The sequence below is a fragment of the Shewanella sp. SP1S2-4 genome, assembly GCF_031932075.1.
In the GTDB taxonomy this organism is placed as follows: Bacteria; Pseudomonadota; Gammaproteobacteria; order Enterobacterales; family Shewanellaceae; genus Shewanella; species Shewanella baltica.
On sequence record NZ_JAUOET010000002.1, the window covers coordinates 197380 to 213154 of the forward strand.

General features: G+C 47.4%; 14 protein-coding genes. 9 read left to right on the top strand and 5 right to left on the bottom strand.

The genetic code is table 11. The features are described from left to right. Window positions 1–195 precede the first annotated feature (195 nt). Window positions 196–999, top strand: a complete 804-nt coding sequence (locus tag Q4Q52_RS03085) for a DUF1338 domain-containing protein (protein ID WP_311989811.1) — start codon at window positions 196–198, stop codon at window positions 997–999. A gap of 99 nt (window positions 1000–1098) precedes the next feature. Here Q4Q52_RS03085 and Q4Q52_RS03090 read toward each other — a convergent pair whose 3' ends face one another. The 4 genes from Q4Q52_RS03090 to crp all read right to left on the bottom strand — a co-directional run bounded on the left by Q4Q52_RS03090 (window position 1099) and on the right by crp (window position 4144). Continuing rightward, window positions 1099–2427 (bottom strand): ATP-binding protein, encoded by a 1329-nt coding sequence (locus Q4Q52_RS03090; RefSeq protein WP_071939969.1) that lies wholly within the window; start codon window positions 2425–2427, stop codon window positions 1099–1101. Next, window positions 2424–3098, bottom strand: coding sequence for a response regulator transcription factor (locus Q4Q52_RS03095; protein ID WP_006080080.1), 675 nt, complete (start codon window positions 3096–3098; stop codon window positions 2424–2426). Before Q4Q52_RS03095 ends, Q4Q52_RS03090 begins: the two co-directional genes overlap by 4 nt. Then, entirely contained in the window at window positions 3079–3426 is a 348-nt protein-coding gene (locus Q4Q52_RS03100; protein WP_006080081.1) for a PepSY domain-containing protein, read from the bottom strand. The genes Q4Q52_RS03095 and Q4Q52_RS03100 overlap by 20 nt, the downstream gene beginning before the upstream one ends. Window positions 3427–3508: 82 nt before the next feature. Next, window positions 3509–4144, bottom strand: a complete 636-nt coding sequence (gene crp / locus Q4Q52_RS03105; protein ID WP_006080082.1) for a cAMP-activated global transcriptional regulator CRP — start codon at window positions 4142–4144, stop codon at window positions 3509–3511. A gap of 430 nt (window positions 4145–4574) precedes the next feature. Between crp and Q4Q52_RS03110 the strand changes: the two genes are divergently transcribed. Further along, a complete protein-coding gene (locus tag Q4Q52_RS03110; RefSeq protein WP_311890139.1) occupies window positions 4575–5354 on the top strand; it encodes a sel1 repeat family protein in 780 nt (259 codons plus the stop codon). A 126-nt stretch (window positions 5355–5480) separates the two neighbouring features. Here the strand turns inward: Q4Q52_RS03110 and thpR are convergent, their stop codons facing one another. Next, window positions 5481–6026, bottom strand: coding sequence for an RNA 2',3'-cyclic phosphodiesterase (thpR, locus tag Q4Q52_RS03115; RefSeq protein WP_311890140.1), 546 nt, complete (start codon window positions 6024–6026; stop codon window positions 5481–5483). A gap of 199 nt (window positions 6027–6225) precedes the next feature. Here thpR and Q4Q52_RS03120 point away from each other — a divergent pair, with 199 nt between their 5' ends. The 7 genes from Q4Q52_RS03120 to Q4Q52_RS03150 all read left to right on the top strand — a co-directional run bounded on the left by Q4Q52_RS03120 (window position 6226) and on the right by Q4Q52_RS03150 (window position 15704). Next, complete coding sequence (locus tag Q4Q52_RS03120) at window positions 6226–8445, top strand: EAL domain-containing protein (RefSeq protein ID WP_311989812.1); 2220 nt, start codon at window positions 6226–6228, stop codon at window positions 8443–8445. 82 nt (window positions 8446–8527) lie between these two features. Then, the gene (gene hrpB / locus Q4Q52_RS03125; protein ID WP_311989813.1) at window positions 8528–11077 is read left to right on the top strand and encodes an ATP-dependent helicase HrpB; all 2550 of its coding nucleotides are present in this window, start codon (window positions 8528–8530) and stop codon (window positions 11075–11077) included. 82 nt (window positions 11078–11159) lie between these two features. Further along, window positions 11160–13484 carry a penicillin-binding protein 1B gene (gene mrcB, locus Q4Q52_RS03130; RefSeq protein WP_311989814.1) on the top strand — a complete coding sequence of 775 codons (2325 nt, stop codon included), beginning with the start codon at window positions 11160–11162 and terminating at the stop codon, window positions 13482–13484. A 152-nt stretch (window positions 13485–13636) separates the two neighbouring features. Continuing rightward, entirely contained in the window at window positions 13637–13915 is a 279-nt protein-coding gene (locus tag Q4Q52_RS03135) for a peptidylprolyl isomerase (RefSeq protein ID WP_006084190.1), read from the top strand. Between the two features lie 90 nt (window positions 13916–14005). Further along, window positions 14006–14401, top strand: coding sequence for a DUF2391 family protein (locus tag Q4Q52_RS03140; RefSeq protein WP_063881784.1), 396 nt, complete (start codon window positions 14006–14008; stop codon window positions 14399–14401). A gap of 159 nt (window positions 14402–14560) precedes the next feature. Further along, window positions 14561–14791 (top strand): hypothetical protein, encoded by a 231-nt coding sequence (locus Q4Q52_RS03145; RefSeq protein WP_006080092.1) that lies wholly within the window; start codon window positions 14561–14563, stop codon window positions 14789–14791. Window positions 14792–15002: 211 nt separating this feature from the next. Next, window positions 15003–15704, top strand: coding sequence for a DUF3581 domain-containing protein (locus Q4Q52_RS03150; protein WP_006084189.1), 702 nt, complete (start codon window positions 15003–15005; stop codon window positions 15702–15704). Window positions 15705–15775 lie beyond the last annotated feature (71 nt).

Here is a 15775-nt window from a genome sequence, read left to right on the forward strand (position 1 = left end):
GTCTTTTATGTGGTAAAGAGTACGTGGTAAAGAGGAGGAAGGACGAATGTTCTTCCTTTTTAATAACAAGCAGTAACGTAACTTGAGCTTCTACTGTGGGTATGTGTGACGCTGCAACAGTGGCATCTAGGTCGTTACATTTAGTGTTCGCGGCAAAATAACAGCAATAACCGCAGCACAATAAAAGGAGTTTTTATGCATACCGACATCAACGCGTTATTTGCCGCCCTGTGGCAAGACTATATTCAAATGACCCCTTCGGCGGCAAAAGTGCATGCGCTGCTGGGCCATGGTAAGCCGATCATCAACGATCATATTGCCCTGCGTACTTTCAATATCGCTAAGGTGAATTTGGACGTGCTTGCTAAGCATTTTACTTCGTTAGGTTATGTGCCTTGCGGTGATTATAAGTTCGAGCAGAAAAAACTGATCGCTAAGCATTTTGAACACCCAGATTCGACTCAGCCTAAAGTGTTTATCTCTGAGCTGTTAGTTGAAGAATTTAGCCCAGCGCTGCAAGACACCATTCAAGGCTTAATCGCCCAAGTGGATGTAGCGGCGACAACGGCGGACAACTTTATTTACTCGGGTCGCCATTGGTCTTTAGATTCTAAAACCTATCAGGATTTATTAACTGAGAGCGAATATGCGGCTTGGGTAGCGGCTTTTGGCTATCGCGCTAACCATTTCACTGTGTCTATCAATCACCTCGACGGTTTTGAAACTTTAGAGTCAGTGAATGATGCCCTGAAGCAAGCGGGCTTTGTGCTTAATGGTTCAGGTGGCGAGATCAAAGGTTCGCCAGAAGTGTTATTAGAGCAATCGTCGACTATGGCCGATAAGATTGGCCTTGAATTCACCGATGCGACAGTGGAAATCCCAAGTTGTTTCTATGAGTTTGCGCTGCGTTATCCTATGGCCAATGGTGAGCTTTATACTGGCTTTGTGGCTGCGTCTGCCGACAAGATTTTTGAAAGTACGAACGTGAATAAAGCCTAACGTCATCAGACATTAAGCATAAAAAACGCCATCAATTCGATGGCGTTTTTTTATGAGTATTTTAAAGAGAGCATTTAACGCTGAGCATGTTAAGCGAGACTAACTGAAGGTCAGTTCGATCCTCAGTCCACCTAAGCGAGTGCTGTGGCTAAACTTAAGCCCAATCTCATACTGTTCGGCAATTTCCTTCACTATCGACAAACCTAAACCGTGCCCCATGACAGACTCATCTAGTCGAGTGCCTCTTTGAGTGAGTTTATCGAGTTCATCATCGGCAACCCCAGGACCATCATCATCGATACAAAGGCAGAGACGTTCCTGTTGGCGTGATAGCTGAATACTGACTCGGCTCTGGGCCCATTTAAAGGCGTTGTCCAGCAGATTGCCTAGGAGCTCCATGCCATCTTCCCTGTGGATCGGCAGCCTGAGAATATTAGGGTCGAGTTCGAAATCACATTCGATGGTTTTATTGCGGTGAACTTTGTTTAAGGTGTTGGCTAGGCTGTGTAAATCCCTTGGGATCACCAATTGCGCCGCAGGAAGCATATCGCCAGTGATCCTTGCCGCGGCCAGTTTGCGCTCGACCATCTTGTGGATAGAATCCAGCTGTTGCTGCAAGGCAATGGCGGTTTCAGGATCTTTAAGACCAAGGGCTTCGACCTGTTGCTGCATCACGGCCAGCGGGGTTTTAAGCCCATGGCTTAAGTTACCTAAGTTATTGCGGCTACGCTCAATTTGCTTGGCTGTGTACTCGAGTAACTCGTTGTAAGTTTTAGCGAGTGGCTGCACTTCGGGGGGGATGTTATTCAGCTCCAGCGCGTTAATTTCGCCTTCTCTTAGCCGCGAAAGCGCGTGCTGAATATGCTTAACTGGCTTAAAGGATTGGCGCAGGATCAGGAAGATCCCCGCGATCATCGCAACTAACATCGCCAGATTGATCCCAAGCTTAGTGCCATAGACTTCGCTAAATACGCGTCTGCCGATACTCAAGTCTTGGGCGACGGTTAAGGTAGCGCTGACATTGGCACTACTCGAATTTAATCCCAGTGATAACAGCTGCATATCGTTATTTTTTGGCCCTTTAGCTTGCCAGACACGGGTTTTATTCGGCGCGAGTGGCTCGATATCTAACTGCATATCCCACAGGGAGCGCGAGCGAATGACTTCATTAGGCAGGTTAAGCTGGAAATAGCGGCCTGAATAGGCGGGCTTATAGAAACTGGAAAGCTGGCTTTGATCTATGCTGATGTCCCCATCGTGGATATGGGTTGCCAACATAATATGTTCGAGATCCTCTTCTAAGCGATTGATAATAGAGTCATGGAAAGCCTGACGCAGCATGGACTCAAATAATATGAGCCCAATGACTGTGCCTATTACCAGTAAGCCAGTTAACCATAAACTGAGCTTAGTGCGGATCGAGATCATTCAATAATGCCGTGGAAGATATAACCTTGGCCGCGACGGGTTTCGATAGCGGTTTTGCCTAATTTTTTACGTAAGTGGGTCACATAAACTTCGACCACATTACTCTCTTTTTCATCGTCAAACTGATACAGCTTATCGGTGAGCTGTGTCTTAGATAACAGCTTCTTAGGCGACATCAGGAAGATTTTTAACAGTCTGAATTCCATCGCCGTTAGCTCAAACAATTGGTCTGCCACTTTCACCGTTTGCTCGGCTTCGTCTAAGATCACGCCGCCATAGCTTAATTGCTTGCTAGAGGTGTTTAAACGGCCATGGGCACGGTGGATAAGAGCTTGAATACGGGCCAATAATTCCTGTGCATGGAAAGGTTTACCTAAGTAATCGTCGGCGCCAGCATTAAAGCCTTCGACTTTTTCATGCCATTGGCTGCGTGCGGTCAGCATGATGACTGGAGTGCTGATCCCTTGATTACGCCAGCCTTCGAGCAGTTCGAGGCCGTTGCCGTCGGGCAAGCCGATATCTAAGATCACGCAATCGTATTGGGTTTCTTTGATCAGATAATCGGCTTCAAGCGCTTTGTCTGTAATATCGGTCACATAGCCAGCGAGTTTGAGTTGTTTCTCCAGCTCGGTGACTAGCATTGGGTTATCTTCAACGAGTAACAGTTTCATGTTTTCGACATTCGCTCGGTAATGCTATTGAGTGATCGGCTTGGCCATTGGTTGCATCAATACTGAGATTGACGATTTGGCCACGCTGAACTTTGATTTGCAAATCATAGCGCCATTTATGATCTTCTTGATAGAGATGAGCATCAATTAGTTCACCTTGGCAAAACTGATTAACTACGGCGAGTGTACCGTTTAAGGACAGTATTTGCCCAGAGTTGACGAGTGCCTTGGCTTGATAGTGTTCTAATTCAATAGGTTCGGCATTCAATTGCATTGGATGCGCCAGCGTGAACAGGCTGAAAAAACAGATTAAAAACAGCCGTTTCATTTGAGCTCTCCAATAAAAAATGGCCTAGAATTTATTCTAGGCCACTTTAATAAGGCAGGCTTAAATCAAGCTGAAGACTAACTTAACGGGTACCGTATACCACGATGGTCTTACCATGAGCTTGGATCAAATTCTGTTCTTCTAACATCTTCAAGATACGACCCACAGTTTCCCGTGAACAGCCAACGATTTGGCCTATCTCTTGACGAGTGATCTTAATCTGCATGCCATCAGGATGCGTCATAGCATCAGGCTGTTTCGCCAGATGTAACAGCGTTTGGGCAATGCGGCCAGCCACGTCTAAGAATGCGAGATTACCCACTTTCTGGCTGGTGCTTTGAAGGCGATAGGCCATTTGCGCAGACAGTTTCATCAGAATTTCAGGGTTAACTTGAATTAACTGTCTGAATTTCTTATATGAAATCTCAGCGATTTCACAAGCTTGCTTAGCACGAACCCATGCAGTACGTTCGGCTTGCTCTTCAAACAAACCTAGTTCACCGATAAAGTCACCTTGATTCAGATAAGAAAGGATCATCTCCTTACCTTCTTCATCTTTAATCAATACCGCTACAGAACCTTTTACTATGTAATAAAGAGTATCTGAATCTTCACCAGCATGAATAAGAGTGCTCTTTGCAGGGTACTTATGAATGTGACAGTGTGATAAAAACCATTCCAAAGTTGGATCAGGTTTTGGCTTACCAATCAGAGCCATGTTGGTGTTCCTCGATTGATTAAAACGAAAGTAAGAGTATTCTAAATAAGCATTTTACGTCAATTAAACTAACAAAAACTTGATGGAAGTCTTACTTTAGAATAAGTGAATAAATGCAATTAACCATCTAAAATTAGAGCTTATTTTGCTACTTTAGTGATTTAAGTCAACTAAATCGGCGTGAAACTCGCTGGATTCACTTAACTCTGTCGAGTTAATCACATCTTACCAGTCTAATTAAGCCGTTTTATTATAGATTATGGATAAAACAGGCCCCTAAATTACAGTATAAGATGTTTCACTTTTTAAATTCGGCGCTTATTTGCTTCAACGTCCCCCATTATCCTGAGGTTTGTGCGTATTTAGGCTCGACTTATTGGGTTAATTCTGGCTAACTTTGTGGGCAGTCGCTTTTAAGAGAGGTAAGCAAGTGAAATACAGATTATGGGTTTTAGGTGCAGGTTTAAGCTTAACGATTGGGCTTAGCTCTGCGGCGCACGCATTTTCTATCCCGCAGCCTGCTGCCGAGCTCGCAGCCAGTAAGTTTGTGCATATACAGGTGACGGCAGAGCAAGGCGACGCCGATGCCCAATTTTTGCTGGGATTAATGTACCTTTCTGGCCGTTTTGTGGCGCAAGAAGTGCCCTCTGGTTTGCACTGGATATCTCTTGCCGCCGAGCAGCAACATGAAAAAGCCCAGCAAACCTTAGCCGACCTGTCTTTTGAAGGCCAATTAATCAAGCGAGACTTATCCGTGGCCGAGCATTGGTATCGAGCCTTGAGTGAGCAGGGTAGTCGTTGGGCACAATTCCGTTTAGGTTTTATTTATGCTTCTGGCGGCGATGGTGTGCAACGTAATTGTGGTAAAGCGGTCGAGCAATTTTCCCAAGTGGGTGATGATGTTGCCTTAGGTAATGTGGCGTGGATTTTAGCGACTTGCCCAGAAGCTGAGTATCGCGATGGCTATAAAGCGGTCGAGTTATCCTTAAAGTTGCTCAAAGTGAATGAAAACGACCCGACAAATTTAGATAATCTGGCTGCGGCTTATGCCGAAGTCGGCGATTTTGGTGCGGCAATTTCTACGCAGCAAAAAGCAATTGAAGCGTTAAAGATGAGCGCCGAAATGACTAAGACAGATGAATTTATGCAGCGTTTACAAACTTACGAGCAAAAGCGTGCGTATCGCGAAACCTTACGTTTACTCGAATAAGGCATTGGTTATAGGAGCCCTTTAATTAAGCTCTATTGGTTTATTCATGTGTTAATTGATGCATAGATTTATAAGTTGAAAATAAAGCCTGAGTTAATACTCGGGCTTTTTTGTTTTTGATCCACGCTAATCGAGCGTCCAAGAATGTAGGATGTGATATTCCACACCCGTGCTTGTGCTTTTTGAATGATATAAATGCAAACATTCGGGCGTTAACGTTAGCGTATTCATGTCCTTGAGTTGCAATAACGCCGACTCATTTAGCGTCCATTCTTTAGCCTTCCTAAATAAACTGATGTGCGGGCAAAAGTGGTGTTCACTGCTATGCAATTGCAGGCGGCCTGCGATTGCTTGCGTCTGCTTAGCTAATTGCGCTAACGGCGGCTCAACGTCATCGCCTTTCAAGCAACAAACTTGGGCATTGGGCCATAAGTCGAGCTGGTTAAGCTGAGTGTTGAATCTAGGCTTAGCTAAGCGGTCAATTGCATCAAGGAGGGCGATGCGTTGCCCGTCGTCCACTTGTCCTAAAAAGCAGAGCGTTAAATGCATATTACTGACGCTAACCGCTTTCGCCTCCGGATTGAGGTGGCAAATCAGTTGCTGCTGTAAATCACTCAGCCTTGTCATTTGTGCAGCGGTAGGCGCGAAGCCGAGAAATAGCCTTTGTTGCATCGGTTTATCGTCCTTTGTGGCGTTCAACACGGATTATCTCTGGGAACACTTTGACGTTTAGCGTCTTTGAGCGTTAATCTAATTGTTGAATTTATCGGCTAATTTACGACTCAAGCAGACGTTTAATTCACTGTGGGCCTATACTCAATATACGTCGATAATACCTTAAATGGATTTTTAGGTAAGGAAGTCACTTTTCATGTTAGTAGGTTTAGCAAATCCACTCCAACAGGCCTTGGTGAGTATTTTTAGTGAGTCTCCGCTAGAAACCTTAGAGCAAAATGTTGACCGAGCACTTGAAACCATTACATTGCAGCTGCATTGTGACGGGGTATTTGTATTAACCGGCAGCCAGTCTCTGGATCGTTTACGCACGCGTAATTTGTATCTAAAACCCCAATTTGCCAAAGGCCAACAAACCCGAGTCTGGCCCTTAGCACGCATGCCATTTTTTCGCTCCCTTGTCCGCACCCCGCGACTATTAAATCTGCCCGATGTGAATACCTTGCCTGCCGATGCGCAGGCCGAGCGAGCCCTATTAAGGGACTGGGACGTGAAGAGTCTATTGGTATTGCCACCTGTGGTATTTGGCGAAACGCGTATCGCGCTGGGCGCGGTGAATTGCTCCGAGTGTTGCGAATGGAGCGAAGAGTTTATTCAGGAATTCAACCACGCCGCTGTGATGATTGGCTCGGCGATGGAACTGACGCGTATCGCTCTGAGCATGCTCGCCAGTGAGCATAAATACTGTGAAGTCTTCAATCAGTTACCCTTAGCCTGCGCCTTGTTAGATAAATATAATCAATTGACTATGCTCAATAAAGTCGCCCTGCAAACGCTGCCAATCCAACATGGTTATGATTTATTCGACATGGTGCGTGAGGAAGAACATGCCATGTTAACCGATACCTTGCATGTGGTACGTGAAGGTGTGCTTGGTCAGGCTTGGTGTGAGTTACCGTTGAAATCTATCCATCAATTGGCTTGGTTGAAACTCAGTTTTAGCCAGATCAGTGGCGATAAAGATACCTTAGTCATGATTGCCGAAGATGTCAGCGAGAAGTATCGCCTAGCCGATGAGCTGTCGTTCCATGCCAATTATGATGCGCTCACAGGATTGCCCAATCGGTTGCATTTCGAAGCCCTATTAGAAAACCTGCTGCACGCCCACGACGATATGCCCATTTGCGTGGCGTTTCTCGATTTAGACCAATTCCAAGTCATCAACAATATCAGTGGCCATCAGGCGGGCGATAAGCTGCTTTGCCAAGTGGCCTTACGCTTAAAACAGCTCGTGCGTAAGGGCGATATCGTCGCCCGTTTAGGGGGGGATGAGTTTGGTATCTTGATGCATTACTGCAATGTGGACTCGGCAAAACAAATCGCAAAACGTATCTGTACCCAATTGGCGAATCATGAATTTATTTGGGAAGGTCGCAGCCACAATGTCAGTGTCAGCATGGGGATTGCTAAACTCGATAAAAAAGCCGCCGACATTTATACCGTGATGAGTCAGGCCGATGCTGCTTGTCGCTTGGCGAAGGATCAAGGCCGTAATGGCTGGCATTTATACAGTGCGAGCGATCCTAAAATGAACCGTCTTTATACCGAGATGATGGCGTCGGTGGACATAGTCGGCGCACTGGCGTTAAACCAATTTGAGCTTTATTTTCAAAGCATAGTACCATTAAACCGCGAGGAGTCTGGTCTGCATTTAGAGATCTTACTGCGTATGGTGCAGGCCAACGGCACGATTGTGTCTCCAGCCATTTTCTTGCCCGCCGCCGAGCGATATAACTTAGCTTCTAAGGTCGACTTGTGGGTGATCGATAACTTGCTCAAGTGGGGCGGTTGCCATTTAGATATCTGGCAGCAATTGGATCTCGTGTCGGTGAATTTGTCAGCGACGTCTTTGGGCGACCATGAGTTTATGAACTGGCTAGAAATGCGTTTAATGGCCGAACCTGAGCTGGTGGACAAGCTTTGCATCGAAATCACTGAAACCGCGGCCGTGAGTCAGCTCGATCAAGCGACAAAGTTACTCGATATACTGCGCCCGCTCAATTGCAAGTTAGCCCTCGATGACTTTGGGGCTGGTTTTTCTAGCTTCGCCTACCTTAAGCGCCTTAATGTGGACTTTGTGAAGGTGGATGGCCAGTTTGTGGTGAACATCTGCGAAGACAGTGCGGATCAGGCGATCGTTAAATCTATCTGCCAACTCGGCCAAGATATGGGCTTTGATGTGGTTGCCGAATTTGTCGAATCCCAAGATATTGGCCGGAAACTGCAAACCCTTGGCGTCGACTATGCCCAAGGTTACGCCATCAATAAACCGATACGGTTAGCTGAATTACAGTCTGGACTCAGTCAGCCTTGGCTCGAAAAACGTGAGACCTTTGCCGCCTATCCACAACTCTAGTGTTCAGTACACTTATCTGCCGAGCCGGATTATGTTGCAGTGAAATGGTACTCACCGTCGATTGTTAGTACACTGACGGCCTGTGTTGGCCGCTGATGTCTTTTTCTTGAACTCTCTACCTATTCATAGCTTATTAGCACCGCTGCGTGCGGCTTTTTCTCGTCACGCTCAAGTGATCCTCGAGGCTCCGACAGGTGCGGGTAAATCTACCGCATTACCTTTGGCTATGTTGGATTGGCCAGAAATCAGCGGACGCATTTTAATGCTCGAACCGCGGCGTGTCGCTGCGCGCAGTGTGGCGCACTATATTGCCCATTGTCGCCAGCAAAAGGTGGGGCAAGAAGTGGGCTATCGCGTGCGCGGTGAAGCTAAAGTCAGCGCTAATACCCGCTTAGAGATTGTCACCGAAGGCATACTCACGCGGATGATCCAACAAGATCCCGAGTTAACTGGGATTGAGATGATCATCTTCGATGAAATTCATGAACGCCACCTCACTACCGATTTAGGCCTCGCCTTAGCGCTCGAAGTGCAAGCTTCACTGCGGGACGATTTAAAGATATTAGCCATGTCGGCCACCTTATCTGGCCTTGCCTTAGCTGAACTCATGCCAGAGGCTGTGACCTTACACAGTGAAGGCCGTAGTTTTCCCGTTGAGGTTGAATATCGCCCCGTGCCGACGCAGCAGCATTGGATCGATCATCTTGGCCGCTGCGTGCTCGATCTGGTCTCGGCCTGTAGCGCCGGTGTTGATAAAACGGCTAGCAATAATGCCGTGCTCGTGTTTTTACCCGGAAAAGGCGAAATATCACGATTGCAGCAGTATCTGCGTGAGCGTTTAGCGGATGATGCTTTTCTGATTTGCCCCCTTTATGGTGAGCTTTCAGGTGCAGAGCAAGATAGCGCGATTGCGGCAACTACGGACGGCAGGCGCAAAATCGTGCTAGCGACTAACGTGGCGGAATCGAGCTTAACCATTGAAGGTATAGGGTTTGTCATCGACAGCGGCTATAAACGTCAGGCCAGTTTCAACCCTAAAACTGGCGTCACTCGTTTAGGCTTAAAACGCATTAGCCAAGCCTCGGCGACTCAGCGCAGTGGCCGCGCCGGACGTTTATCTGCGGGCATATGTGTGCGTTTGTGGAGCCAAGAAGAACATGGCCGCATGCTCAGGGCCGATGAACCCGAGATCAGCCAAGCGGATCTGGTGGCTATGGCCCACGATTGTGCTTATTGGGGCGCAAAATCTTTCAGTGACTTGATGTTGTTAACGCCGCCACCGAGTGTGAATGAGGCGCTGGCGTGGCAATTACTGCAGCGCTTAGGCATGGTCGATGGCCAAAATAAACTGACTCCCCACGGAAAAGCGGCCTATGAGCTAGGGTGTCACCCAAGGCTTGCCCATATGTTATTGGGCGCGAAAAGCTTAGGCGCTGATTATGAGCAAACTGCGCAATTGGGCAGTTTGGCCTGTTTGCTGTCGGGGATTTTAGAAGCGCGCGGTTTGCCTAAAAAGGGCGCCGATATCATGAATTACTTGCACTTTGCCTGTCAGGGGCAAGCGGGACAGCAGGCAAAACAGTGGCAGAAAAAGCTCGGTTTAACTGCTGACTTAGTGAAGGTCGCGACCCATGCTCACCACAGTGATGTGGGATTATTGCTGGCACTGGCGTATCCAGATCGCATCGCCAAAGCCCGAGGCGTTGAGGGTTATCAATTAGCCAATGGGACTGGCGTGGTGTTAGCAGCCGAAGATGCCTTGTCGCAAACGCCTTGGATGGTGGTGGCGGATTTCCAAGAAACTGAAGGCAGAAACGCTGGGCGGATTTACTTGACGAGTCAGCTTCAGCCGAGCTTGTTCGATAGCGAGCTAAAAGACTTGCTGGAAATCCACGAGATCTGTGGCTGGGATGAAGGCAAAGGCCGAGTGATTGCCGAGCGCCAATACAAGGTCGGACAAATTTTAGTGAAAACCGAGACCATTGCTAAGCCTGAGCGCAAGCAAATTGTCGCGGCCTTACTAGCTTATATTCGCCAGCAAGGATTACAAATTCTCAATTGGAACGCTAACTTAGAGCCGTTTCAATACAGGCTTAAACTTGCGACTGAGTTCGATGCGGGCAGTGACTGGCCCAAGGTCGATGATGGGGCGTTATTAGCGAGCCTAGAAACTTGGCTGGCGCCTTACCTCGAAAATGTGAATAATCTGCCGCAATTAGTTAAGCTCGATTGCTTTGGTTTTGTGGCAAACTGTTTGAGCTGGCAGCAGAAACAGCGACTGGACGAATTATTGCCAACCTCTTGGCCGTTAGTCACCGGTACCTCTGCGCCAATCGTATACGATGAGTCTGGGCGTGCGCTGCTGCGGGTGCGTCTGCAAGAAACCTTTGGCATGGCACAAAGCCCTATGCTGGCGCAGGGCAAGCTAAAGGTGACAATGGAATTACTTTCTCCCGCTCAACGTCCATTGGCTTTGACGGCGGATTTAGCTAGTTTCTGGCAGGGACCTTATGTGGAAGTGAAAAAGGAAATGCGCGGCCGATACCCAAAACATCTGTGGCCGGACGATCCTGTGAATACACTACCAACAAAATTTACCAAGAAGAAAACCTTGGGTTTAGCTCAGCCATAGCAGTGACACTGGTTTTTAAATCGCGTGAAAACACGCCCTGATTCGCACCACGCTTGCTATCGTGGCTGATGTCTTTAAATGCATGAATGATGAAGTAGATATGACGACTAAGACGACAAAAAAAACACCCGCTTCCCGTAGGGCCAACAATGGCCGCGGTTTATTTCGACGAATGTGGTCAATCACTTGGAAATTAGCCTTAGCCGGATTAGCTGTAGTGACGTTCTACAGTATTTATCTCGATCAAATTATTGCGCAAAAATTTGAAGGTCAAAAATGGCACTTGCCCGCGCAGGTGTTCAGCCGTTCTATGGCGCTGTATCCCGGCGCGGCGGTCAGCCATCCACAAATGATGGCTGAGCTTAAGTTGCTCGGCTATCGCAAAGTCGCTAACCCACGCCAAGTGGGTGAGTTTTCGGCATCGAGCACTCGTATCGAATTGTGGCGTCGACCGTTCCTGCATCCTGAAGGCGATCAAGTAGAACAAAGAGTCATGATAAGCTTCGACAGCAATGGCGTCAGTTCAGTCACCCGAGTGTCGGACAAACGCCAGCTTGCCGTATTCCATCTTGAGCCTGTGTTGCTCGATCGCATTATTACTGGCGACGGCGAAGACAGGTTGTTTGTGCCGACCGAAGAAATGCCAAAGTCGATTGTGCAGGCGTTACTGCTGGTGGAAGACCGTAGCTTTTACGAACATCATGGGGTGAATCCTTTCGCGATTGCGCGCGCCGCGTTTGTAAACATTAGCGCCGGTCGCACAGTGCAAGGTGGCTCGACGTTAACCCAGCAGTTAGCGAAAAACTTTTTCCTATCGAGTGAGCGTTCTTTACTGCGTAAGGTGCGCGAAGCCTTGATGGCAGTGATTATCGATTTTCGTTACAGCAAGGACGAAATCCTCGAAGCCTATCTTAACGAAGTGTATATGGGGCAGGATAAATCCCGCGCCGTTCATGGTATGGGTTTGGCATCGCGTTTCTATTTCGGCCGTCCTATCAGTGAGTTGACTATCGCCCAGCAGGCATTTTTAGTGGCTGCGATTAAGGGACCGTCTTACTACAATCCATGGCGATATCCGGATCGCATTCAAGAGCGTCGCGATCTGGTATTGCGATTACTCATGGATGCGGGCGATTTAACCACGGCCGAGTACAAGGCGGCGGTAGAGTCACCTCTGGCGATCCGTAATCTTAATAAACCCGCACACCAGAAATTACCTTCCTTCTTCGCCCTAGTAAAACAGGAAGTGAACGAGCGTTATGGCGAGGCGTTACTGAAGCAATCTGGGGTAAAAATCTATACCACGCTCGATCCTATGGCTCAAGAAGCCGCCGAAATTGCGGTGACTCAAACCCTTAAGAGCTTAGATAAGAGCAACAAGTCATTGCAGGTAGGCATGGTGGTGACCGACAAATACACGGGCGGTATCGCGGCAATGGTCGGCGATAAAACCCCTGGATTTGATGGCTTTAACCGTGCGGTTGAAATTCGTCGTCCGATTGGCTCGTTAATTAAGCCCTTTGTGTACGCCACGGCACTGGCACCCAATAGCCAATTTACCTTAGCGACTCCCCTTAAAGATCAGCCTATTACCTTAAAGAGTGAGCAAGGTAAGACATGGTCACCGCAAAACTTCGATAAGAAGTTCAGCGGCCAAGTGCCTTTGTTAACGGCGCTGAAAAAGTCGATGAACGTCCCGACAGTAAATCTTGGGATTGCGGTGGGCGTGGATGCCGTCGCGACAACTTTGGCTAAGTCGGGCTGGCAGGAGCCGTTAAACGAGTATCCTTCTATGTTACTTGGCGCCGTCAATGGCTCGCCATTAATGGTGGCGCAGGTGTACCAAACCTTAGCCGATAGCGGGGTTTACCGTAAATTAACCACAGTGACGGCTGTGTTGGATGCTGATAAAAATCCATTGCCCGTGACGCGATTACCTAAAGAGCAAGCCATCTCACCCGATACTGACTTTTTGATCCAGTACGCTATGCAGCAAGTGGTCAATACGGGTACCGCGACGCGCTTAGGCAATGCCTTCCCAGGCGTTGGACTGGCGGGTAAAACAGGCACAAGTAACGATAGCCGCGACTCTTGGTTTGCGGGCTTTGATGAGCGTAATGTTGCTGCCATTTGGGTGGGGCGTGATGATAACGGCAAAACCAGCTTGTATGGCAGCAGTGGCGCCATGGCCGTGTATCTTGCCTTCTTAAAGGAACGTCCACCTATTAGTTTGCGTTCTATCCAAGTGAATGGCGTCGTGAAGGGCTTTTTTGACCGAGATACCGGCGTGGCGAAGGAATCGGATTGCAGCAATGTTGATGCGCTTCCGGCATTAACCGCGACTTATCGTCCGGTGAATAATTGCGGCGAGCCTTTGCAATGGTGGCAGAAAATACTCGGCCAATAGGCTTGATAATCGACCAATCACTCACGCATTTGTGCGTTGAATATAAAATCTTAAGTAGTAGAACCTATGCGAATGGAAATGGCGTTATCGAGAGTACACGCGTGACGCCATCTTCCCTTAGCCTAGGTCGTTAACCCAAAGTGAGAAATAACATGTTTAAAACCGCTGCCGCCGTGCATATTTTAGTGAAACACAAAGAGCAGGCTGAGGATATAGTTAAGCAGCTGAATAATGGCGCTAATTTTGCGGTACTCGCCAAGCGTTTTTCTTCTTGCCCTTCGGCCAAAAAAGGCGGCGATTTAGGCGAGTTTAAAAAAGGCCAAATGGTGCCCCAGTTTGATAAAGTGGCTTTTTCGGGCGAGTTATTAGTGCCGCACATAGTTAAAACTAAGTTTGGCTGGCATGTGGTTAAAGTGCTTTATCGCACTTAATACTGCAGGATTAAGCCCTTATGTAGCGCGTCTTAGCCGAACGTTATTTTCGGCTAATCAAATGGATTGGAATATTAAGGAGCGATGAGCATGACCTTTAGTTTTAATACCGAAGATGCGAGCCAAGTTTGCGTGGGGGCATTTGCGCTGGCGGTGCCTGTGGCGTTTTCTGAGGAAGCCTGGCATCTCGGCGAAACCTTGCCCGTGCTCAATATCGCCATGCTCTTTAGTTTATCGCTGTTATTTCTAGGGGTTTTTACTTACCACAGTGTGTTCCAGCAAAATATTAGTGCCCGAGTCCCTGTGTTTATTTTCCGTATCGTGGTGGCGTATTTGCTCACTGCGCTGGTGGTTTTCCTCGTCCTGCTGTGCCTCGATAAAGTGCCATTCTTTGAAGACCCGCTGACCTCGATCAAACGGATCATCGTCATCACTATGCCAGCCTCTATGGGCGCCATTGTGGTGGATAGCTTCGATAAGGAATGATGCACCCTTAGCCAAACCTCATGACTTTTGTCACTGGTGGATTAGGGTTATTTTGCGCATACTTATGCCCATACTCTGACTTTGATTAATGTCTAGAGTCGAAATAAGCCTGAGTTTTTAGCCTGATAACAATAACGCCACTAGATAAAGGAAATGACTATGAATACTGGAGCCCTCGCTTTACTTATCCCGATACTCGCCATTGTTGGCGGATATGTGGTGGCGATTATGAAAATCCGCGACAAGCAAGGAGTGTCGAGCCGTGAGCAAGAGGCCGAAAATCAAGCCTTGCGGGCCGAGTTAGCTACCTTGCGTCAGCGTGTCGAAGTGCTAGAGCAGCTAGTCACTGACGATAGTTTTCAATTGAAGCGTGAATTTAAACAAGTCTAACTATTTGTTCCTTGTTCAATGGAAGGCGCTAGCCTGTTAACCTAAGTTAATATCCTTGTAATTTGTTTGGCTTTACAAATGTGGGCATGGTGTTACTTTGTACATCTTCCGTGGGATCAAGTCATCGGGTGAGTTAAATACCTAATTTAAGGTAGACTCGTGATAATTTTGTTATCCATCCCTGTATTGAGTTATTACAAATAGAGTTTATATGTTTCTAGCGCCTTATTTTTCCGAGCAAAATCAAGCCATTTCCGTATCCGCACAACAAGCCAGCGACTTCGCGAAGAAAATTGCGCAGGACTTTAATCCCATACACAATGTGGGCGCAAAACGCTTTTGCGTGCCGGGAGATTTATTGTTTGCCATAGTATTGACTCAATATGGCCTGAGTCAGAGCATGAAATTTAGCTTTGCGGGTATGGTGGGCGCGAGTGTAGAACTGCAATTCCCGGAACAAGTGAGCGAGAGTTTTTCGATTCGCGATGGCCGCGAAAAAACCTATCTTAATGTGAGTCGTCAAGGCGATGTAAGTTGTTGCGATGCGCAGACAGAATCCTTTATTCGTCAATATGTTGCTTTCTCTGGGCATAATTTTATCGATATCCTGATCCCTTTGATGAAACAACATCAAGTGATGATCAACCCAGACCGACCTTTAGTGATTTACGAAAGCATGTCGTTTGACTTAACCACCCTCGATTTTGTGCAAGTGACCTTATCGCTCGTTGACCAAGATTTAAAAATCGATGGTAAACGTGGCGATGTGACACTGCACTTTGAATTACACAGTGGCGATACTTTAGTCGGCACAGGTATCAAAACTTTAGTCATGAGTGGATTACGTCCTTATGACGAGGCGCTGGCGCAGCAAATGTGCGCCACCTATGAAGGCAGTAAAACTGATTATTGATTGACGGAACAATCACATGGCGTTTTTGTCTGCAGATAAAGCGCCATTCAATCCTTGATAGCGCGATGAAA